The 21,273-nt window shown below is 44.2% G+C and carries 18 protein-coding genes and 1 tRNA gene; 6 read left to right on the top strand and 13 right to left on the bottom strand.

The genetic code is table 11. The features are described from left to right. Nucleotides 1-19 precede the first annotated feature (19 nt). Nucleotides 20-1,069 carry an alpha/beta hydrolase gene (locus AHMF7605_RS03870; protein ID WP_106926626.1) on the bottom strand — a complete coding sequence of 350 codons (1,050 nt, stop codon included), beginning with the start codon at nt 1,067-1,069 and terminating at the stop codon, nt 20-22. 278 nt (nt 1,070-1,347) lie between these two features. Between AHMF7605_RS03870 and AHMF7605_RS03875 the strand changes: the two genes are divergently transcribed. Beyond that, nucleotides 1,348-3,453 carry an outer membrane protein assembly factor BamB family protein gene (locus AHMF7605_RS03875; protein WP_106926628.1) on the top strand — a complete coding sequence of 702 codons (2,106 nt, stop codon included), beginning with the start codon at nt 1,348-1,350 and terminating at the stop codon, nt 3,451-3,453. 172 nt (nt 3,454-3,625) lie between these two features. Beyond that, on the top strand, nt 3,626-3,763 hold the full coding sequence (locus tag AHMF7605_RS29620) for a hypothetical protein (protein ID WP_158267449.1): 138 nt from the start codon (nt 3,626-3,628) through the stop codon (nt 3,761-3,763). Nucleotides 3,764-3,953: 190 nt separating this feature from the next. On the opposite strand, the gene AHMF7605_RS03880 is transcribed toward AHMF7605_RS29620, so the two are convergent. The 5 genes from AHMF7605_RS03880 to AHMF7605_RS03905 form a co-directional block, all read right to left on the bottom strand. Then, nucleotides 3,954-4,025: transfer RNA gene (locus AHMF7605_RS03880), tRNA-Glu, on the bottom strand. A gap of 138 nt (nt 4,026-4,163) precedes the next feature. Beyond that, nucleotides 4,164-5,795: an amidase gene (locus AHMF7605_RS03885; RefSeq protein ID WP_106926630.1), complete on the bottom strand. Its 1,632-nt coding sequence runs from the start codon at nt 5,793-5,795 to the stop codon at nt 4,164-4,166. 653 nt (nt 5,796-6,448) lie between these two features. Continuing rightward, on the bottom strand, nt 6,449-7,543 hold the full coding sequence (locus AHMF7605_RS03895) for a BamA/TamA family outer membrane protein (RefSeq protein WP_106926634.1): 1,095 nt from the start codon (nt 7,541-7,543) through the stop codon (nt 6,449-6,451). Nucleotides 7,544-7,892: 349 nt separating this feature from the next. After that, a complete protein-coding gene (locus AHMF7605_RS03900) occupies nt 7,893-8,240 on the bottom strand; it encodes a calcium-binding protein (RefSeq protein WP_106926636.1) in 348 nt (115 codons plus the stop codon). 5 nt (nt 8,241-8,245) lie between these two features. Continuing rightward, on the bottom strand, nt 8,246-9,988 hold the full coding sequence (locus tag AHMF7605_RS03905; RefSeq protein WP_106926638.1) for an SWIM zinc finger family protein: 1,743 nt from the start codon (nt 9,986-9,988) through the stop codon (nt 8,246-8,248). Between the two features lie 213 nt (nt 9,989-10,201). On the opposite strand from AHMF7605_RS03905, the gene AHMF7605_RS03915 reads away from it, so the two are divergent. Next, nucleotides 10,202-10,747: a hypothetical protein gene (locus AHMF7605_RS03915; protein WP_106926642.1), complete on the top strand. Its 546-nt coding sequence runs from the start codon at nt 10,202-10,204 to the stop codon at nt 10,745-10,747. A gap of 247 nt (nt 10,748-10,994) precedes the next feature. Here the strand turns inward: AHMF7605_RS03915 and AHMF7605_RS30420 are convergent, their stop codons facing one another. The 4 genes from AHMF7605_RS30420 to AHMF7605_RS03930 all read right to left on the bottom strand — a co-directional run bounded on the left by AHMF7605_RS30420 (nt 10,995) and on the right by AHMF7605_RS03930 (nt 14,065). Beyond that, nucleotides 10,995-11,399: a hypothetical protein gene (locus AHMF7605_RS30420; RefSeq protein ID WP_233218933.1), complete on the bottom strand. Its 405-nt coding sequence runs from the start codon at nt 11,397-11,399 to the stop codon at nt 10,995-10,997. 24 nt (nt 11,400-11,423) lie between these two features. Further along, nucleotides 11,424-12,551, bottom strand: coding sequence for a protein adenylyltransferase SelO (locus tag AHMF7605_RS03920; protein WP_233218934.1), 1,128 nt, complete (start codon nt 12,549-12,551; stop codon nt 11,424-11,426). Between the two features lie 355 nt (nt 12,552-12,906). Beyond that, on the bottom strand, nt 12,907-13,290 hold the full coding sequence (locus tag AHMF7605_RS03925) for a DUF3037 domain-containing protein (protein ID WP_106926644.1): 384 nt from the start codon (nt 13,288-13,290) through the stop codon (nt 12,907-12,909). Further along, nucleotides 13,268-14,065, bottom strand: a complete 798-nt coding sequence (locus AHMF7605_RS03930; protein ID WP_106926646.1) for a HipA family kinase — start codon at nt 14,063-14,065, stop codon at nt 13,268-13,270. The genes AHMF7605_RS03925 and AHMF7605_RS03930 overlap by 23 nt, the downstream gene beginning before the upstream one ends. A gap of 221 nt (nt 14,066-14,286) precedes the next feature. On the opposite strand from AHMF7605_RS03930, the gene AHMF7605_RS03935 reads away from it, so the two are divergent. Further along, entirely contained in the window at nt 14,287-14,901 is a 615-nt protein-coding gene (locus tag AHMF7605_RS03935) for an START domain-containing protein (protein WP_106926648.1), read from the top strand. 65 nt (nt 14,902-14,966) lie between these two features. On the opposite strand, the gene AHMF7605_RS03940 is transcribed toward AHMF7605_RS03935, so the two are convergent. Together AHMF7605_RS03940 and AHMF7605_RS03945 are read right to left on the bottom strand one after the other, a co-directional pair. Continuing rightward, nucleotides 14,967-16,622: a carboxylesterase/lipase family protein gene (locus tag AHMF7605_RS03940; protein WP_106926650.1), complete on the bottom strand. Its 1,656-nt coding sequence runs from the start codon at nt 16,620-16,622 to the stop codon at nt 14,967-14,969. Between the two features lie 256 nt (nt 16,623-16,878). Continuing rightward, nucleotides 16,879-18,030, bottom strand: coding sequence for an FAD-dependent oxidoreductase (locus AHMF7605_RS03945; protein WP_233218935.1), 1,152 nt, complete (start codon nt 18,028-18,030; stop codon nt 16,879-16,881). Between the two features lie 708 nt (nt 18,031-18,738). Between AHMF7605_RS03945 and AHMF7605_RS03955 the strand changes: the two genes are divergently transcribed. After that, nucleotides 18,739-19,230, top strand: coding sequence for a hypothetical protein (locus AHMF7605_RS03955; RefSeq protein WP_106926654.1), 492 nt, complete (start codon nt 18,739-18,741; stop codon nt 19,228-19,230). A 138-nt stretch (nt 19,231-19,368) separates the two neighbouring features. Here AHMF7605_RS03955 and AHMF7605_RS03960 read toward each other — a convergent pair whose 3' ends face one another. Then, nucleotides 19,369-19,755 carry a hypothetical protein gene (locus AHMF7605_RS03960; RefSeq protein WP_106933336.1) on the bottom strand — a complete coding sequence of 129 codons (387 nt, stop codon included), beginning with the start codon at nt 19,753-19,755 and terminating at the stop codon, nt 19,369-19,371. 302 nt (nt 19,756-20,057) lie between these two features. Between AHMF7605_RS03960 and AHMF7605_RS03965 the strand changes: the two genes are divergently transcribed. Further along, the gene (locus AHMF7605_RS03965) at nt 20,058-20,759 is read left to right on the top strand and encodes a DsbA family oxidoreductase (RefSeq protein WP_106926656.1); all 702 of its coding nucleotides are present in this window, start codon (nt 20,058-20,060) and stop codon (nt 20,757-20,759) included. Nucleotides 20,760-21,273: the final 514 nt, after the last annotated feature.

Here is a 21,273-nt window from a genome sequence, read left to right on the forward strand (position 1 = left end):
TACTAACCCAAGTAAACGACTACTCTTTTTCAAATAACAGATGCTGGGCTAAAAAAGGCAACACCCTGGTATTAAAGCGGTCGTTCTGCCAGGGCGTACCCCGGTATTCTTCGGCTTCGTGTTCAATGCCCAGGTCTTCCAAGCTCCGCGTAAAAGCCCGGGCCGCATGAATATGGTCATAGTTGCCATCATTGCGGGCCCAGTCGAACGCGAGTGCCCGCAACGATCGCAAATTCTTATAGGATTCGTTGAGCGTTTCCTCCAAGTGAAAATTGTGCTGGATCTGGAGTACTTTTGCCGGATCCATGACTATTTTACCATTTTCCCGTTTGACAAAATAATCACAGTAGAAAGGTGGACGAGAGGGGTTAGGTAAAAAGGCCTGACAAATGGCCAAAAAAGTTTCGCAGGGTTTATCTCCTCCCAAGTCGGCAAAAGTTTTAGCCGCCAATATTCTTTCCCAGTTAACTCCCAGCTCGGACCAGGGCCGGGTGCCCACCCCCACTGCTACCGGATGCAACGCATACACCACCCCGAAAAGCTCCGGGTGCGTCATCCCCAACTTCAGCGCCCCGCGACCGCCCATAAAGTCCCCAGTTACCGCGCGACTGTCGCGGTGCCGGATGGTTCGGTATTTACTATCAATAAAGGGAACGAGTTCCTGCGTGATGAAATCCAGCCACCGGCCACTCACCGGGGAATTTTCGTACAAGCTGCCAATATTGGCCGAAGAAAAATCGGCCGCTACTAAAATAAATTCTTTTTCTCCCTTAGCAAACGCGCGATTTAGCGACTGTTCAATCGGGGTACCCTCGTCTAGTACCCAGGTGGCTTTCCCATAGATGCTGTGGCAATAGTACACGACGGGGTAAGTTTTACCGGAAGCTGTGTAGCCAGAGGGCAGGTAGATCTTTACTTGCCGCACGGTTTTCAGGCCGACTAAATTTTCCTTCAGGATTGCCGAGGATAGTTGCTCCGTCACAATCGTTCCTTTTTTCCCCTGGGCGCGTGCCTCGGATACCATTGCGAAAGAAAGCAGGGCAACAAGCAAAGCTTTTAATAAGGTCATCCTTGATTAATTTTAAGAAATATACCAAAAAATTCTTCCTTCTGCAGTGGCCCATAGTTGTTTTTTTGTTACCGTTTGTCAGAGTTAACTTTTCTTACTTTTTTTCCTACTTTCCTATTCTAACTCACGAGAGCCAAGCAGTAGCTTTATTTTAAACTAAATACATTCTCAGAAAAATCGTTGTTTTACAAGATAAACTTGGTCAATGTATTTCCGGACAAGACACTCCTAACTTTCGGCCATTTTGTTTACATTCGTACTTTCCTCCCAACCAACTCATGAAACGTTTCACCTACCCGGCCTTACTCCTGACCGTTGGCCTGCTCAGCCTGACCGATAAACCCGCCAACACCGACTGGCCCGAATACAACGGCGGGCCCGATCGCAACCATTTTTCGCCGCTCACGCAGCTAAATGCCGGCAACGTGGCCGGCTTACAGGTCGCCTGGGAATATGCGTCGGGCGGGGTCGATACGCTCAAAAACAACACCCAGATCCAGTGCAACCCGCTCATCATCAATGGCGTGCTGTACGGGGTTTCGGCGGGGTCGCAGGCCTTTGCACTCGACGCCGCCACGGGTAAGGAGATTTGGAAAACCGCTTTCACCGACGATACCTTCGCTATGAATAGCCGGGGCGTTACCTACTGGACCGATGGACGGGAAGCCCGTATTTTCTTCGCCTACGGCTCGCTGCTCTACGCCCTCGACGCCCGAACGGGAAAACCGGTGGCCAGTTTTGGGAAAGGCGGAAAAATCAACTTAAAAGAAGGTCTCGCCCGTCCCGGAGCCGACGAGTACGTGGTGAGCAACACGCCGGGCGTGGTCTATAAAAATCTGCTTATCATGGGCCACCGGGTGTCGGAAATCGCGCCGGCCCTGCCCGGCGACGTGCGCGCCTACGACCTGCGCACGGGAAAGCTGGTTTGGACGTTCCACACCATTCCCCACCCCGGCGAGTACGGGGCCGATACCTGGCCCAAAGACAGCTATCGTAACTTCGGGGGAGCCAACAACTGGATGGGTATGGCCATCGACCGGCAGCGCGGCATCGTGTACGTGCCCACGGGAACGGCGGCCTTTGATTTATACGGCAGTACCCGGCCCGGCCAGAACCTATTCGCCAACTGCCTCATCGCCCTCGATGCGGCCACGGGCAAGCGAAGCTGGCATTTTCAGACGATCCACCACGACATCTGGGACCGCGATATTCCGGCTCCGCCTAATTTATTCACCGTCGTTCAGGACGGTAAAAAGGTGGATGCCGTTTCGGTTTTATCTAAACAAGGATTCCTCTTTGTCTTCGACCGGGTCACGGGTCAGCCGCTATTTCCGATTGAGGAACGACCCATGCCCGCATCCACCGTTCCGGGGGAAAAAGCCTGGCCCACCCAGCCCATTCCCCTCAAACCCGCACCTTTTACCCGGCAATCGTTTCCGGAAAGCGATATTAACGACTTTGTTACCGACCGCGATACCATTCTGGCCCAACTCCGGAGATGGCAATCGGGAAAAGAGTTCTTTCCCCTTCCTCTGAGCCCCAACCGGACCGTGTTTTTCCCCGGCACCGACGGGGGGGCGCAGTGGGGCGGGGCCGCAGTAGACGAAGCCGGTATTATGTACGTTCCGGCTAAGCAAATTCCGGTCACCATGGCGCTGGTTCCAACTCCTGCCAGTTCCGTATCCGCCCAGGCTGTTGACCGCACCGGTAGCCAACTCTACCAAACCAACTGTGCTTCTTGCCACGGGCAAAACCGCGAAGGCAGCCACGACGGGACCTATCCGGCCTTGGCGAGTATTTCCCAAAAACGAAACGAGACGTCTGTGACCCAGGTGCTGGCCAAAGGCCAGGGCATGATGCCTGCCTTCACCCACCTCAAGGAAGCCGAGCGTAAGGCCATCGTGGATTTTTTGTTCGGCAAAACCACGTCCGTCGCCAGCAACACGGGCCTGAACACCGCGCCCTACCACCACACCGGGTTTACCCGCTGGTATGACCGCGCCGGGTATCCCGTGAGCCGTCCGCCCTGGGGCACGCTGACGGCAATTGACTTGAATACGGGCGAACACCGGTGGCAAGTCCCGTTGGGCGAGTACCCCGAACTAGTGGCGAAGGGCTTGCCCCCAACGGGCACCGACAACTATGGTGCTCCGGCCGTCACGGCGGGCGGGTTGCTCTTCATTGCCTCCTCCCGCGACGAACTCATTCGGGCATTCGACCGCAAAACGGGCCGCGAACTCTGGCGCGCCAAACTGCCTGCCGCCGGTTATGCTTCGCCGAGTACCTACGCCGTCAAGGGTAAGCAATACGTGGTGATTGCCTGCGGGGGTGGCAAACTCAAAACGAAGTCGGGGGATCGGTACGTGGCATTTGCGTTGCCGTAAAGAGCTTCTTCGTTGTTTAAAGTTTGACAGGTATTTTTACCGAACCCCAGAAAAGTAAAGTTGAACTCTAAAGCGGCGCCTGCGGCAATCGATTGGAGTTATCTATTAAACCGCTACCCAAAGACCACTTAAATCGGAGGGGGTAGGAAGACAAATGCATCTTGCTTCATTTTTGAATCGCTTCCTCCAGGCCGAAAATCGCGCCATGGAGAAAAGTTTACCTCCTGAGCAAATAAGATTATTGAACCTGGAAAAATACGCGCAGTTTTCGCTGAAAATGTGCCAGGAATCACCAGCTATGTGGGTTTGAGGAGATTTTAACCGGCGGCAGAAGTTGCAAAAGTTAGTGTTTCCGGAAGGGGTAGCGTACGACAAAGAAACCAACCAGTAGCGAACCGGAAAAGTTAAATCCATTTTCTAATTAATTTCTTGTTTATCCGCCGGAAACAACCCAATAAAAAAAGGACAAACTAGTAGTAAAACTAATTTGTCCCCTTGAGTAGCCCGTAGGGGAATCGAACCCCTGTTACCAGAATGAAAATCTGAGGTCCTAACCCCTAGACGAACGGGCCATTTTGGTTAGTGGTGCAAATGTAGAAGATCAGTTTAATTATTCAAAAATTCTGAGCTAAAAATTTAAGTTAAATTCTTAAAAAAAGCTAAAAGCTTTTGTACCAAAGTTATCCGGAAAATGAATGAACGATGCTTGCTTAGACCGGGTTGGTAGTTTTCTTAAAAGTGGGTATTACCCTGGTTTTTGAGGCTTGTTCGTAGGCGTAGGCTAGTTTAATCAACTCGGGTTCGGAATAAGCCGTTCCGAAGAAGGACAAACCAATGGGTAAACCATCTACCAGGCCCATGGGCACGGTTATGTGCGGGAAACCCGAAATGGCCGCCGGCGACGACAAACTATTCCCCGTGGAGTAATCGCCGTTGATTAAATCAATGCACCACGATGGGCCATAAGTTGGTCCGGAAATAGCCTGCAAGTTATTTTTCTCCATTACCGATTGAATTATACTGCGGGCAGCCGTTAAATTTTTCGTTACCGCTTCTTTATAATCTTTATTGTTCAAGTCGCCTAAAGCTTCGGAGCTTTCCAGCGTTTCCTGTTTAAAATAAGGCATGGCTTTATCTTCGTTCTGCTTATTAAAAGCTATTAAGTCTTTCAAAGATTTTACCGGTCCTTTGGTTTGAGCCAGGTACTTATTTAAGCCATCTTTAAATTCGTACTGCAGCACTTTGTATTCATCCGCGCCCAGTTGGCCTATTTTATTTATAATTTCCACTTCTACTATGGTAGCCCCCTTGCTTTTCAGCACGTCAATCGCTTTTTTTAACAAAGCGGTTACGTCATCGTGGCCCGACAAGAAAGATTTTTCAATCCCGATGCGTTTGCCTTGTAAGCCGTTAGCGTCCAGGAAAGGGGTATAGTCTTTTTGTGCTTTGCCGGTACTTTCCTGAGTAACCGCGTCCGCCGGATCGGAACCGGTAAGCGCCCCTAATAAAATAACCGCATCGCGCACGGTACGGGCAATCGGGCCCGCGGTATCTTGGGTTTGGGAAATAGGAATAATACCCGAGCGGCTTACTAAGCCTACGGTAGGTTTTATGCCCACGGCACTGTTTATGGCCGCCGGGCAAACAATAGAACCGTCGGTTTCGGTACCTACCGCTACCGCGCATAAATTAGCCGCTACCGCTACCCCCGAACCGGAACTGGAACCGCAGGGGCTACGATCCAATACGTACGGGTTCTTGGTTTGGCCGCCCCGACTGCTCCAACCACTCGCCGAACGAGTAGACCGGAAATTAGCCCATTCACTTAAATTTGTTTTTCCTAAAATTACGGCTCCGGCTTCGCGCAAGCGAGCGGCCACAAAAGCGTCCTTCGTTGCGTGGTTTTCGGCCAGAGCAATGGAACCCGCCGAGGTGGCCATTTTATCGGCAGTGTCGATGTTGTCTTTTATTAAAACCGGAATGCCGTGCAAAGGGCCTCTTACTTTGCCCGCTTTTCGTTCCTGGTCCAGGGCATCCGCCAAAGTTAAAGCATCGGGGTTTACTTCTATTACGGATCTTAGATGCGGGCCGGCCTGGTCAATGGCTTTAATCCGGTCTAAATACATTTGGGTAATTGTCCGGGAAGTGTACGTGCCATCTTTCATTTTCTGCTGTAAGTCGGCAATGGTTACTTCGTTCAATTCAAAATCATCCGCTTCGGAATCAGAGGATTTAGCCGCAGATTTATTTTGAGTAGAACTTGATTGACAAGAACTTACCAGAATAGTGGGTAAAATGAAACCGGCCAGCGAGGTATTTTTAAGGAAAAGTCTTCTGTTCATGAGGGTTATTTTACGGATAAGATAGTTTTTGATGAAATAATAAGAAAGGACCGGCTGAAAATTTGTTGTAAATCGAGCTGGCATTTTATACTAAAAATTTTTCCATTTTTTTTGCCTATGTACCTTGCAAAAAACCTGCGTATAGGTGATCTGGTTAGGGAGCTTAGCAAAAATACCATTTATACCAGTTAGTACCTTCGCAAAATTTGTAAAATGTTCCCCTGAGGAGGGAGGGCCATTTCGTTTCAAGGTTGAAAGCTGGTCTAATGCGAGTGTCTCCCGCGCGCGTGGCGCATCGTCCGTCTTCCCCGAAATACACCGGGATTTGCAACCGGCTGGAGGAAATAAGCTGACCGCTGCGCTAAAATGGACTATTTGGTTCACCCGGTTGGAGACCTCCCAAATACTCTTCACGAGCGGGACGCTCGCGAAAGCAGTATTTCTAGAACTTAATGGCTTAAACTTTAAAGAAAGTAGAATGAACAAAAGCAAAGGAATAGAATAACCGTGCAGTCTTAAATTCATTATTGAACTTAAAGCTATTTTCTCCAAGATATTTTATAATCTAAAACGCTAAGCAGGTTTTGAGCTAAAACAGAAATATAGATCTGTTTACCGCTAGAACTTTCCGGAAATTTACTCGGGTATTATCGTTAAAAAGCTTCGCCGATGTCAAAATACAAACCTTTTGCTTTGTCACTGCCTACGGCGTAATCAATCCGGATGTTCAGGCGCTGCTTACGATTGAGCATTAACCGCAGTCCGGCGCCAACCGCTTGTTTAAGTTGTCCAAAACTAAAGTCGCGGCCGCTGTTACCTACTTCTCCAATGCCGCCAAACATTACAAAGCCCACCCGCGAAAATACCTGTTGCCGGTATTCGCTTTGCAAAGCGAGTAATTGCCGGTCGCGGAACCGGCCTTCGTAAAAGCCCCGCATGGTTCGTCCGCCGCCTAATAAGGCCATTTCTCGGAAAGGGACGTGGCCCGTGCTAAATTTTCCTACTCCCTGAAATGCCAAAACTTGTTTGCTGGAGAGCGGCAGAAAACGACGAACATCCAGGATAAAGCGGGTAAAATTAAACTCGCTGCCCAAACCTTTGTGATTAATAAAAGTACCCGCTTCGGCGTACCAACCCCGAACAGTATTTAAAGGATTATCGCGGCTGTCGAATAAAAATGCCGGCCCGAAACCCGACGTAATACTTCCATCCAGTTCGGCGGCATCCCGCTCCTGAATTTTACTCGCTGGATTTTTAAATTGCACGTTATTGATGCGGGTAAGCTGGTATTGGCCACCCACAAATAAAAAGTTTTTTAGTTTTTTAAGCACCCGGTTCTGGAACAAAAATAGTTTGTAGGTTACCAGCGAAGAATCGGTGAGAGTATTCGAATTGCCAATGCCATAGTACAAAATGGGCCAGTCGTAATAATTAGCCGCACCCGTAATATTATAGCGTTCGTGGTTGGTGTAAATGTTATACGTCAGCTGAACCGAGGCTTGTTTTTTCTGGGTGTAATAGGCGAGTAACTGGCCGTTCGAACTGCGGGTAAGTGAATCAGAGCCAAAGTTATATACGGGTACTACCAAGGCTCCGTACCCAATCCCCGTTTCAGGAGTAGAAAACAAAGCCGGAAAAGGAGTTAAACTTAATTTTTTGCGCTGCCCCGTCGAATCGGCCTCTATTACCGCGAAGCAATTTGGTACAAGTATTAGCAGTAAAAAGAAAAACAAGTAGATTTTTTTCATCCGGCATAAATTAAGAGGAACTTATGTATTTAGATATAAGTAGTTGTTCGTTATCAGTTGTTCGTTGCTCGACTAATCATTATTTGGTAATTAGTAAGCTACTTTAAAAGGTAGCCAAAACTATTTTCGTCGAAGTACTTAAAACAGAAATCAATTTTAAGAAGATTCTATACTACTTTCAAAGTCCTGGTGCGCTCAACCAGAGAAAATACTTTAAAATACCCAAATCTGTATATAAAATATAAAAGCGAAAAGCTACTACTATCCAGAACAAACGGTTATTTAGAATCGCGAGAAATAATTAAAACAGTACAATTTTAAAATTAATCAAATAGTGGAGCAGCGCCTACTATTTTCCTAACCAATATTCCCCAATTTTAATCGCTTCTTTAGTTTCAGGCGAAGCTTTTACGAGGTTTAATTGGGAGTAGACAATAGAATATACATCATCACCGCTCTCCATTTCCAAGTAAAAATCACGATTAATAAAGCCTACTTCCTCGCTTATCAGGCCGGTTATTTTTGCTACTTTATTTTCGGTGTTGCCATCTCGTTTTTCTAAAGGTACAGTAACAAAAGGGAATTTCAGGTTCTCTTCCATAAAGTCATACCAACCCATACTTACCTCTAAATCGTCGTAGCCATCCATTATTATTTCCTCGTCAATCATTCGCTGCATTTCTTCTTTTGTCAGCATAGCCGTTATTTTAATATTTTGTTTAATTCTTCCAGCATGGCCGGGCGCCGCGGAAATTGTTCTCTCAAGTTACGAGCTATATTTTGAATTCTTTCTTTACCGGCGGGTATGTCTTGCATGACTTTTTTCATTTTAGCGGTCAGATCGGTGTATTCTCCCCGGCCATTGGCTTGCTGGCCGTATTGTTCGAAAGCGGGCAGGTATATTTCTAATAACTCGGCGGGGTAGCGGGGGGCCAGGTAGCTATGGTACTTCAAGGTGGTTTTTAGATCCTGCTCGCGTTGTACCAGCGCTAATAGCCGGTCCCAATACTGCTCCTGAATAAAAACCGGGCCTAGGTAGTGCAGCAAAGGCGGATGCTTTGAATTCCAGTAGTTTCCTTTATTACTTTCCCATTTCGGCATTAGTTGCGCAGTGGTTTCCTGAATATACTTCTCAATGACAACGGGCCATTCCGTGGTGCGGAAAGTTTCTTTCCATTGTTTGTAATAGGTGATGTCAAAACCCCGATTATAAGCGAAATGCCGGGTGAAGTGCCGGATAGCCGCCAAATTTTTTTCTGAAACGGCTATCCGCAATAGTTCTTTTTGCCACGCCGCTACGGTGCCCGGATGGTTCTTACTTTCGGCCAGGGCAATACCATCGGCAATTAGTATTTTGGCCGCTTTATAATCTTTTTTCGCGATAGCTTTCTCTACTTCTCCCTGCCGTACTTCTACAATGGTTAAGTTTTGCTGAATAAGTTCTTCGGCCTCCTTTGCTTGGCCGATAGCCTTTAAGAATGCAATTTTTTGCTGCTGAAAATAATCTTTGCGGAAATTATCGTAAAAGCCGTTCAATCGGGGAAGTTGCGCGTCGATAAAATTTAAATATACCGCGGTTTTATTCAGTTCAATGGCCAGATTTTGAAATACTTCCATCAGGTTGTAACCATAATCGCCGTAATTGAAATATACTTTATGGCTAAGTTCTTCTTGTAAGAAAAGAAATACTTGCTCTTTCAACTCACGAGCCGCGGCGCTGGTACTAATGGTTTCCAGGAGTTCAATCGCGTGGGCAATGGTTCCCCCAAGGTTGCCGCTCGAATCATCCGATTCGGTGGCCACTTTCAGCATGGCTTTTAATACCACGGTGGCTAGCATAAAAGCATCCCGGAAATTTCGTTGTTGGATAAAATCCTGGCTATTTTCCAGTAATTTATTTACTTCTTTGGCTAAGCTATTTGCCGCCCGGTAATCAATAAAGCCGTGGTCACTGTGTTTGCGGATAAGTTTCTGAATTAAATCTTCGTACTTCTGAGCTACATCAATCCGGCTGTCTTTGGCGGCAAAATATAATTCAAACTCCGTTTTAAAATTTTTATCTTTAGCGGCATACCGGCGAATAAACTCCTGAAACTCGGCTAGTTTAATACTTTGCAGTAAACTTTGGAAAATATCTTTTTTCGCTTTGGCGCGAAACGGTTCCCGGTTCGGTTTTTTTATCTCGGCCAGTAAAGCAAAAAATACGGCTACCGCATGTTTGCAAGTATTACCATCGTAGGGGCAATCGCAGCGGTAGTTCCTTATTTCGGATTGGTTTATAAGCGTAATGTTCACCTGGTAGATCGCCGTACCTTCTACTTCGGCCTGCCATTTGTTTTCTTCTATTTCTTCCAGCCAGGTAATGGCTTTATCGCTGTAATATTGTTTTCCCCGTTGCAAGATGGCGGGACTTACCTGTGTTTCGAAGTTTTGAAGCGTGAGCATGCTTTTTTACCATTGTTGCTTTGCTAAATTAATGAATTACAGATTATTTCCTCTTTAAAGCCGTATATAATATTATGTAAATACCTGGTTTTCGGTTTATTATGAGTGGCTAAATACTCGCTTTCCTTGCGATGGATTATTGGGAGGTTTTCTGATAAAAAAGATTGTTGTAACGTACTGCCATTACGACATTCCACCAAATTATTTAAAATCATGAAAAAACCTTTTGTAACTGTTTGCTTTGTTTTATTTCTGTTCTTATCCGGCCAAGCGCAAACGTACCAGGGAAATTGGCTGGTGGGCGGTACGGGTAATTTACACCTGGGTACCAAAAATAAAGGTACTTTGTTAATGCTGTCGCCGCGCTTTGGTGTATTTGCCGCTAATAATTTGGCTTTTGGCGCTATTTTGCCCTTAGCTTTATATTCTTATTCGGGTTCTACTACCAGTAGCTTTGGGTTAAGCCCATTTGTACGGGGGTATTTTGGCTCCATGCCCACTCAATTTTTTGTAGAAGGCCGCATCGGGTACCAGCGTTATAATTTTAATAGCGATACGGGCGATTTTAACGATTACGCCAATACTTTTACTTACGGAATAGGATTAGGGGTGACGCGATACATTACCGAACAAGTTGGTTTGGAATTATTGGTTAGTTATGATGAAACCGGTAACAACGATGCTATTTTAAATACCTCTAACTTAACCGGTATAAACGTTAACGTTGGTTTTCAAATTTACTTGCCTGGCACTAAATAGCTAGGGTTGATAGTTACGGTTTATTTTGCTTTTTACTTCAGAAAATGAGGATTTAATGAAATGATTTAGTACGGGTAAATTTGAAAGTCTGCTATTGAATCTATTTCTAAAAGTGTATCTGGCTAGGAGGGCTGTTTGTCGGTACTAGATTGTAAAGGCAATTAGAAAGGAGTAGTTGAAAACTACTCCTGTCAAGATTTTATCTGATTTTAAATTAAAAATCCGTTAAAGTTTCTGTGTTTTCAATCTAGGAACTGCACGACAGCATAGAACAACCGGCTTTCTGACTGGCCCAATCGGGTCTTTTAACAAAAAATTCGTCGAAACTACGGGAGTAAGGTTCCTTTATAGCCGCTTGCAGTTTTGTAAATAATTGATTTTCGCCTTGTTCTAATTCTTGAATAGCTTGGTGCAGTAAGTAATTCCGTAGAATAAACCGCGGGTTATGGGCGCGCATGCGGGCATTGGATTCTGCTCGGTTAATAGAATTTGCCTGTAAACGTTCGGAGTATTTCTTTAGTAAACGGAAGAGCATTTCGCTTTTTTCGGCATTTAGTTCCTGGTAAAAACTTTCTGCAAAATGGCCTATAACTTCCGGCTCTTCGTTTAACTCGAGTGGCAAATCAATTAGTAACTGGTAAAAGATGGTCATGTCCGGTTTAATCTGCGCCAGAGTTTATTGCCATTCATTAATCAGCTCTTGGTCTCCGGGTTTTATTTCGTCAAGCCCGAGTTTATTGCCCATCATGGCATAATAGTGTTGAAAATAAATGGGTTCGAAGGTTTCCAAAGCCGCTACTAATTGGTCGGTGTCCGGAAATAAAGGAGCCAAGGCGCTAGCCAGGCAGCCCAGATTCCAGTAAGCAATACTCGATTGCTTACCAAAAGCGTAGCGTCGGCCCGGTAAATCGGTGGTATTGGGCGTAAACCGCAAATCGTAGTTATCGACAAACGAAAAAGGTCCGTAGTCAATTGTTAAACCTAGAATAGACATATTATCGGTATTCATCACGCCGTGCACAAAGCCTACCCGCTGCCATTCTACCATTAAGCGAGCGGTTCGTTCTACCACTTCTTTATACCAGTTTATTACTTTATCGGAGCCGGTAATATGCGGGTAAAATCGCGTGATGGTCCAATCAACCAGTTTTTGCAGATTATCTATTTCCTGACGCGCCGCCAGCATTTCAAAATTCCCGAAACGTAAAAAGCTGGGTGCTATTCGCATGACAATGGCGCCTGGCTCGTACTCCGGATTGCCGTTATAAAACATATCGCGCATTACTTTGTCGCCGGTAGAAATTAAACTTAAAGCCCGGGTTGTGGGAACGCCCAGGTAATACATGGCTTCGCTCATTAAATATTCCCGCACCGAAGAACGTAATACGGCCCGTCCGTCGGCCCGCCGCGAATAAGCAGTTGGACCGGCGCCTTTTAACTGAAGCTCCCAGGACTTATCCGCCGTAGTTGACCACTCGCCCAAGGTAATGGCCCGGCCATCGCCTAGTTGACCGGCCCAGTTACCAAATTGGTGTCCGGCGTAACAGGCGGCGTACGGGTACATGGATTCGGTAACCCGGTTTCCGCCCAAAATATTCACGTCTTCTTCGGAAGGTTCTTGAATTTCCAGTTCCCGGGCCAGATCCTCGGACCAAGCGAGTAATTTCGGGTTTCGTACCGGGGTAGGTATTGCTTTACTATACAGCATTCCGGGCGTTTGGCGGGGTTTCAGGTTGCCGCTTTCGTCCCCCGGAAAAGTGTTTACAAATTCGTTCTTATATATTTTAGAGCTTAAACTTTCCATTCTTACAATTCAGATCATTTTTTATTACAAACGCTTGTGAGCCAATCCAACTCTGGTAGCTGTTAGTAAACGTTAATTTCACCTTTAAAATCAAATTTTTAATGAAACTTCTAATAAAATACGTCAATCCTGAATTTTGTGAAGTTTTAACAATAACAATCTTGTTTTTAAAAACTACCGGTTAAATCCGCAGTTATTAGGAAATTCATTCCGGCGATTGGTATAAATGTTTTAGAGAAGATATAATAAATAAATAGAAGCAAAACGGCTGTGCTACAAACCGCAAACGGGTTATACCAATCTGGTTCGAGTTTTAAAGTAAAAGCTTATCCTAATGATAGCGTATTTCTCTCAGTTACAAAACTAATTGCGCGTGTAAACGAAGTAGCGTTTCTTGAGCATTTACGCATAAGCCGGAATGAACTTTTGAGGTTTGAACCACGGTACTGCGGGTAGCCGTGAGCCAGCGGAAACGTCCCGCAAGGGGTAATTGCCCGATACTGCCTCCTTCGGATTTTCCGGCGCAAACCCGCTCAAAGGCGCGTAGGCGCGCTGTTAGTTCGGCAATATCTATGTGGTCGGAAAAAGCTTTTAACCGATCTTCGTTCAATTCAAATATAGTTTGCAAAAATCCTTGCGCCGGACAATACAAAATAACGCCGACATTTAAAAATTCTTCGCGTTCCACGCGGGGTACCACGCGTAGAACGGCGTATTCAAATAAGTGCTTTTCTGGCATGCTGCGCTTCTTCCACAAAAATTTCTGAATGGGCAATCCGGGTATTTAAAAACTGGGCGTAAACCTGACGAGTTTCCTCCACTGATTCAGAAGAAGATTCGCTTATAAGCCATTGGTCCGGAATATAGGCTACAATTTCCTCGATGCGAGCGGGACTTAAAAGCGCCCGAAAGTCGGCATCGACGGTGGCGAGTTCGGTAGCTTGGCGCAACAACACGTGGTCTTTCACTGGAGCAAAAGGCCGGCGGCTCTGCTCTTCCCAATTTAGCCCCGCATGATGAAAGTAAAGGGCCGCCCCGTGATCAATCAGCCACAAATCTTTGTGCCAGATAAGCATATTAGGGTTGCGGACGGTGCGGTCAACATTGGTAACCAAACAATCTAGCCAAACAATCTGCGAAGCTAGTTTACCCTCCACGCTATTTACCAACGGATCAAAGGTGATGGCTCCGGCCAGGTAATGAAGACCCAAGTTTAATCCTTCGCTGGCGCGCAGCAAGTCCTGAATTTCTTCGTCGGGTTCGGAGCGGCCAAAAGCTTCGTCGAGCTGGGCAAATACAATTTCCGGTACCCGCAAACCCAAGGTACGGGCTATTTCGCCGGCGACCAGTTCCGCAATCAAAGCTTTTACTCCCTGGCCGGCTCCCCGGAACTTAAGAACGTACAAAAACTCATCGTCGGCTTCCACAATGGCCGGCAAAGAGCCTCCTTCGCGCAAAGGGGTAACGTAACGAATAACCTGAACGGAGCGGGGTAGAGATGAACGATAACTCATGCGTGCCTCTTACGATTTTTTGTGGGCCTTGTTTTATTATAAACAACCGGCAAAAGTAAACTACTAAATACTAAAATATGAAATTTCCTTTAAATATCAGGAATAAAACTCACTTTCGGGGCAATAATTTATCTTGTATTCAGGCATTAATTGCAAGTACGCTTATTTTTTAGTAGCTTTTTACCTTGATTAATTTATAAAGTAAAAAGCAATTCTTCCGTATGACTTTTTTGATATTTATCTCTGTCTGGGTTCTTAGTTTTATTAACGACTCGGACCAGGGAAATTGGGAATTGCGCCGGAATGAAAATGGTATCGCCATTTATTCCAGAAAATTAACGGATGTTTCGTTTAAACAAATTAAAGTGGAATGCGAATTGCCGGGTACGACTAGCCAATTATTAAAAATATTACGGGATGTACCCCATCATCCGGATTGGGTGTATGCCACCGCTAAAGCGAGCCTGATTAAAAAGAAAAACGAAAATAATTACATCTACCTTACGGAAACGGACATGCCCTGGCCCGTGGCGGACCGGGATTTAGTAGCGGAAACAATAATTTATCCCATTACTAAAGCCGGTCATTTGTATGTTGAGGTAAAAAGTTTGCCCGAGTACGTACCAGTAAATAAAGATTTTATCCGGATTCCTTTTTCCGAAGCTACCTGGGATATTTTTCCTTTGCCCGGCAACAAACTTAAAATTACCTACACTTTTAGTATCAATCCGGGCGGTGCCATTCCTACCTGGCTGGTAAACGCTACCGTGGTTACTGGTCCTTATAATACGTTTATGAAGCTGCGCAAAATACTCAACGAAAGCCAGGAAAATTAAAAAGGGAGAGGATGTTCAAGCATCTTCTCCCTTTTTATTAAAATGAACTTCTTTTTGCTTTACAACTATTTAGCCGATAGTTTTTCGAGTAAAAGGTAACGCTCTCCATTTTTATCAGTTTCCACGCGGGTATTTACGTCCAGGTGCATTACTTGGGCGGGACTGCCTGTTTTTAAAGCGGGCCAGCTAGGCAGACCTTTGCCGTTAGGGTTGCCAGTTTTAATAAAATTAGCGAAATAGCTTTGCATGGTCGCCGATACTTTGTAGTCATCCGGAGTCCAAGCGTACACTTTATTGGTAGCCAGGTTGCCCATGGCATATTCAATCTCCGCTGAATGTACGGCACCGCGGGCAGGTGGGGCTTTTTTAACGGATGCATCCGGATTTTTAATAACGCCTCCCGCTAAACCCGCCACGGCATTGCCCATTTCAGGCGTCATTTCGGGGCGGGGACGAAGATATAAGTAACGGTAAACCGGTTTGCCGCCGGTTTGGCTGTGTACATCAATCCACTTCCAGGTGCTGTACCCAATAAACCGGTCGCCGGCTAAATTAGTAGCCGCATCTAATACTTCTTCTTCCGTTGTAGCCGGATAGGCCTGTAACACTTCGCTCGCCCGGTCAGTGTACAATTTTTCGACGGCTTTCTTGTAATTTTCGGGAGTAGGAGCTTCTTGTCCTAAAATAGCGCGGTAACCCGATTCTTCGGAATTCCAGCCGGCTAGTAAGGGTACGTGGGCTTGTTCACCGGCCATAAAAATTTCTTTAGGTGATTTCGGGAAGAAATAACCATCGGTTACAACCGAAAAGCGGGGTGTACCCGGTTTGCCGGTTGCTTCCAAGAGTTGTTCTGCGGGCATAGCGCGTAAAGCAGCCAAGGAAGTAGCGCCAATGCTGGTGGCGAAAGTTACACCCGTTTCCTCGCCCTTCGCAAGCGCTACCGTAGGTTGCAACGACAACAAAGAACCACTTTCGCCAATGGCTCCGGCAAATAAGTTTTTAGACAATGGAGAAGCCATTTGCGCACTCACGGCAAACGAACCAGCCGACTCGCCGGCTATGGTAACTTTGGCGGGGTCCCCGCCGAAAGCGGCAATATTTTGTTTTACCCATTTTAAAGCGGCACTTTGGTCCAGGAGACCGTAATTACCGGAGGCTTTATTCGGCGATTCTTTCGTTAACTCCGGATGCGCCATAAAACCAAAAATACCGAGGCGATAATTTACCGTAACGGCTACAATACCGCGCTGAGCCATGCTTTCGCCATCGTAGCGTGGTTCCGAACCATCGCCGGCCACAAAGCCACCGCCGTAAAAGTAAACCAACACGGGTAATTTTTCTTTTCCGGTTTTAGCCGGGGTCCACACGTTCAAGTACAAACAATCTTCGTTCATGCCGTTCGACCGGAAATTCATGTCGCCAAATAATGCTAATTGCATGGCGCGAGGACCGAACTGCTTGGCTGGTCGAACTCCCGTCCAGTTTTTTACCGGTTGGGGTTCCCGCCAACGGAGCTCACCTACCGGGGGAGCCGCAAAAGGCACTCCTTTAAAAGCTTGAATGCCGCTTTTCTCCGTGGTGCCTTCGAGCAAGCCGTTAGCCGTTTTTACCTGATTTAAAGCTGAACTACCCGAAGATTTGATTTTTGTTTGTGCTAAGCCTTCCGACAGAAACGAAACTGCCAAAAGCCCCACGCATACCAGTTTGTTTACGTAATGCATAACATTTAAAAATTATGGTTAAAAGAGTGAAATTTTGTAAAATGTTAATCTGACATAATAATAGAAATATTTTTCTGATATTGAAGGCTTCCACTGTATTATTAATTTGAAAAATTAAATTAGAAGTCAGAAATTCAGATCAAGCTAAAACGCTAGCCCAAATTAGATTTTTTAAAAAGTTTTAATCAGAAAGTATATGAAAAAGTATTTCACTTCCTTATTCATTTCTAATTCATAATTTCTAATTTTTTAACTCTTAGAATTGTACATCCAGTAGTTTTTTCAAGTTTTTCTCCAGAAAACGGGCGGGTAGTGCCCTTAATACCAAGTTGCGGATTTTAGCAGTGAATGGATTCTGGATTTGAGCTATTTGGCCTGCTCGCCGGGATTGGGTGGTTACAAAATGCGTTCGAGGCAGGCGCATTTTTTCGAACTGAAGAAAAGTATCTTCTACCCGGTTATTATTTCTCCATAAATTGGCCAGAATTACCGCATCTTCAATGGCCTGGCAAGCTCCCTGACCCAGATTGGGCGTAGTAGCATGTCCGGCATCGCCCAAAAGTAAAATAGTGCCAAAGGCTAATTGGGGCAAAGGTTTTAGGTCGTAAATGTCGTTCCAGATTAATTGTTCGTTATGCGATTGCCGCCATATTTCCGGAATAGGACGATGATACTCTTTAAACTGCTGGACTAAATCGGTTACGGTAAAGTTTTTAAATGCAGAATCAGGTTGCGGAGCGGAAATACAGGCAAAATAGTAAATTTTGTTCGGTGCTACCGGTACCATCCCAAAACGGCCCGCTTGGCCCCAGGTTTCAATAGCCTCGGTTTGGACTACATTTGGCATATCTACTACTGCCCGCCAGCAAGTATAGCCCGCGTACCGGGGAGTAGCTTCCGGCAGGATAATTTTTCTAACGGCCGAATGAATGCCATCGGCGGCAAGTAAATAATCCGTTTTGGTAGTACTGCCGTCGCTAAAATGCAGCAGCAATCCGGAGTTCTGTTTTTCCAATCGTACCAGTTGTTTGTTCAGGTATAAGGTATCCGGCGCAATACGGGAAAGTAAAACCTGGTGTAAATTAGCCCGGTGAATGGCAATGTTATCGGCCCCGTATTGGGCCCGGAATACGGAGCTATTGGTTTGGGTTATAATTTTTCCTTTCTCATCCAGAATGTTGAAGGCCGTTAATACATTTCCTTGGGCCAGGACTTCTTCCGCTAAACCTAATTTTGCCAGAGCTTTCATGGCGTTGGCCGCCAGCGTCAAGCCGGCTCCCAGGGGTTTAATTGCCGGGGCGGCTTCGTAAATAGCACAGGAAACACCTGCTTGTTGCAAGGAAATAGCGGTAGTAAGACCCGCAATTCCGCCCCCGATAATAACTACTTTCATATTATTGGCTTTCATTTTTACAAAGATGCACCAGAAAAATGAAAGCCTTTTTTAGATAGGTTGTCAGAGTCTAACTATTTTATATGAAAAACACGATTTATAACTCCACAATTTTATTTTGCTCTTTCAATTTTTCATTACATAGAACTTACCTTGTTTTTTTGAAAATTTTAAAATTTATGTATATTGCTTGAGAAGTATTTAAAAAAAATATTATACTCGGTACTATAGAAAATGATGCATTAAAAGTAGCGACAGGTGCAGCAGAATTGGGATTTAGTGGTTCTCCATTTTTTCAAATCATAATTTTTGTTTTAATTGCTATTGGTGCATTCTTTTTAAAAATTTATTTAAACCAGATCAAAGAAACAAATCCTAAACTTGCTTACACTATTATTGCAGGAATATTAATTTTCTCCTTAGTTTGCCTTATAATTGAATTTTCATAAATTACCAATCATATCTTGTTTAAACTATAATTAAAAATTATTTCAAATCTACTAACTTTATTTCCAAGTTGAATTAATGAACACTAAAGTGCTTTATTTATAAATTTAGGTAATAATTTAGTTCATAAATTATCTCTAAACTCTTTCAAGTGTCATTTTTGAATTGAATGAAGTAAGTTATATATTGTAAATTTAGTTTAATTGATGAGGCTGTTTATTTAATTATATTAATTATATTAATACAATATAAAGAATTACAAATAATACTTATTTGATGCATAAGAATATTGATGATGATCTAATTATTAAGCTTCAACAAAAGCTCGATTTATGGCTTAAACTTTCCATGCTTTGGGCTAACACATATTGGATAATAGGTATTTTAGGCTTGACAATGTCTGCTTTGGCTACAGCTGATTTTTTGAAATTAGTTGATAGTAATAAGTATCAAATTCATTTTAATTTTGCTCCTGTATTTTCCATTATTTCAACTATATGTTTTGGAATATTGGGTTTTGCAAACCCTCAACGTAGAACAGCTAGATATATTAGATCTTACCGAATATTAGAAACTTCAAAGCTTGAATACCTTCATGGGAATTTATCAGTACTTGGATTATTAAAGAAGTATAAAGAAGCCGAATTACTTCTAAATGAAAGCGACATATTAGAATCCAATTCCTCAATAAAAGATTCTAAAATATCCAGAAATGATACAGAAGAAAATGAAAGTGAAAATAAAAAATTTAAAGATGCAGATTTATGACATGACCTTGAGTTCTTCGTTGCATTGGTCGAAAATTAATGCTTATATAAATCTAAAATTGGGGCGTATCACAATTTTGATCATACTTTAAAAAAATATTAATTAAGTAAAGAATTTCGAAATCGTAAAACCTATCCCTCAACAACCCAATTGGTAAGCCAGCAACATAAACTCCCGTACTTCCTCGTTCAAATCTTCTTTATCGTACAGGCGTAAATGGTGATTAAACTGTTTGTCGTCGCCGGGTACCTGGGCAATTTTTTGAAAACATAGATTATCCGGGTAAGGCTGCGCAAACGGAAAATACACGTGAATAAAATTTCGGCCTAACTGCGTAATATAAGCAATGCGCTTGCGCGGGGTAGCAATGCCAATCATGGTTTTAGCCGGCCGCAAGGCTATGGGGCATAGTAATAAGTATTGTTGCACAAAATAATGAAACAACTCCACGGTATGGACCGATTTACCGGCTAAAAATTCCTCTAGGGTTTTAACTCCAGTGACCGGTCGTTGATTTTGAGTCATATTAATGGTTAACGGTTTTATTTGGATTAGCCGGAAGATAGTAAATACCAAGCGTATTTTTTCCCTATTGTCTTTATGCGTGAATAAATTACTAACCGGAGCAGGGTACATTATAAACTTGAATGAATAATAAAATGTACAGCTTACCGCGCATCCGGAATTTATCCATCCTACAAAAAGCGGTGCTTGTACCAGAATGGCAGATTGTGATACCGGTTAAGCCAGGTTTAAAACTTTAACTGCTTAATTTTGGTTTTTCTATTAAATTAAAGCAGTATTTTACCTGAATATTTTATAAAATAATGGCTAAATCAAAAATCAAAATAGATATAATATCCGATATAAACTGCCCTTGGTGCTATTTAGGCGAAGCTCGTTTACAACAGGCATTAACCCAAACCAACGACCAGTACGTTGCCGAAATTACTTTTAAACCTTTTGAGTTGAACCCGAATGCGGCGCCGGAAGGCGAAGACAAACAAGAATACTTTATCCGGCATTACGGTTCCGAAGCTTTACCGCGCTTGCACGCTTCGAGTAAGCAATTAACCGAAGCCGGCAAAGCCGAAGGAATTGTTTTTAATTTCGAGAAGGCAGATAAAGTGCATAATACTTTTAATGGGCACCGGCTAATCTGGCTGGCCGGTCAATATGGCGTGCAGGTAGCGGTAGCTAAGGCTTTATTCGCGGCAAACTTTACGCACGGCGAAAACGTGAACGACCCCGCAGTACTAACTCTAATTGGTCGGCAGCACGGAATACCAGCTGAAAAATTAGAAAACTTCTTTGCAACGGATGAAGGCAAAAAAGAAGTAAAAAGCTTGGAAAGTTGGGCGCAGCAAGTGGGTATTTCCGGAGTGCCGGCTTTTATTATGAACGATCAGTATTTAGTAAGCGGCGCCCAACCCGCTGAAACTTTCCTGCGGGTTTTCGAGCAAATAGCGCCCGAACTAAAACCTATTAGTACCGACGGGCCAAGTTGCGAGGTAAATGGGATTTGTTAAGTTACATCGGAATTTGAATGTTTAGAGCCGCTACAGCAACGTTTTAAATCGCTGTAGCGGCTTTTCTTTTGGCTTCGCTCTAACCAGTTCTGGTAAGCCGCCGAATGGTAAGTCTTTCAGTTTAGATTTTTTACCAAAGTATCTCCTTTTATTTCGAATTTTTTAGTCTTGCAAATAATACCAGCTTGGGTATAAACTCCTGATGACTTAGCCCAAGGCACAATAAATCTATTTTCTTCAGCTATTCCGCACTTCTCCTTATTGCCTCAATTTGCCGCACTCTTCCTGCAATTAATTAATATTGGTTGCAGCATCTTCTTTCTTGTCTATTTTCTTAAACTTGGCTCATTATTTTTTAGACGTTAGTAAAAAGTACCAAAATATTTCTATTGGGCTGTAAGGTTTTTATAGGTTGGTCGTCTTTGTTAGAGAGGAACTCTAATTGGATTTTAAAATAGCCATTACCTTATCTCATCTTCTGAATTTAATTGAATGAATGATTGACTCTGGGAAC

Origin of the sequence: Adhaeribacter arboris (assembly GCF_003023845.1) — a bacterium.
GTDB lineage: Bacteria > Bacteroidota > Bacteroidia > Cytophagales > Hymenobacteraceae > Adhaeribacter > Adhaeribacter arboris.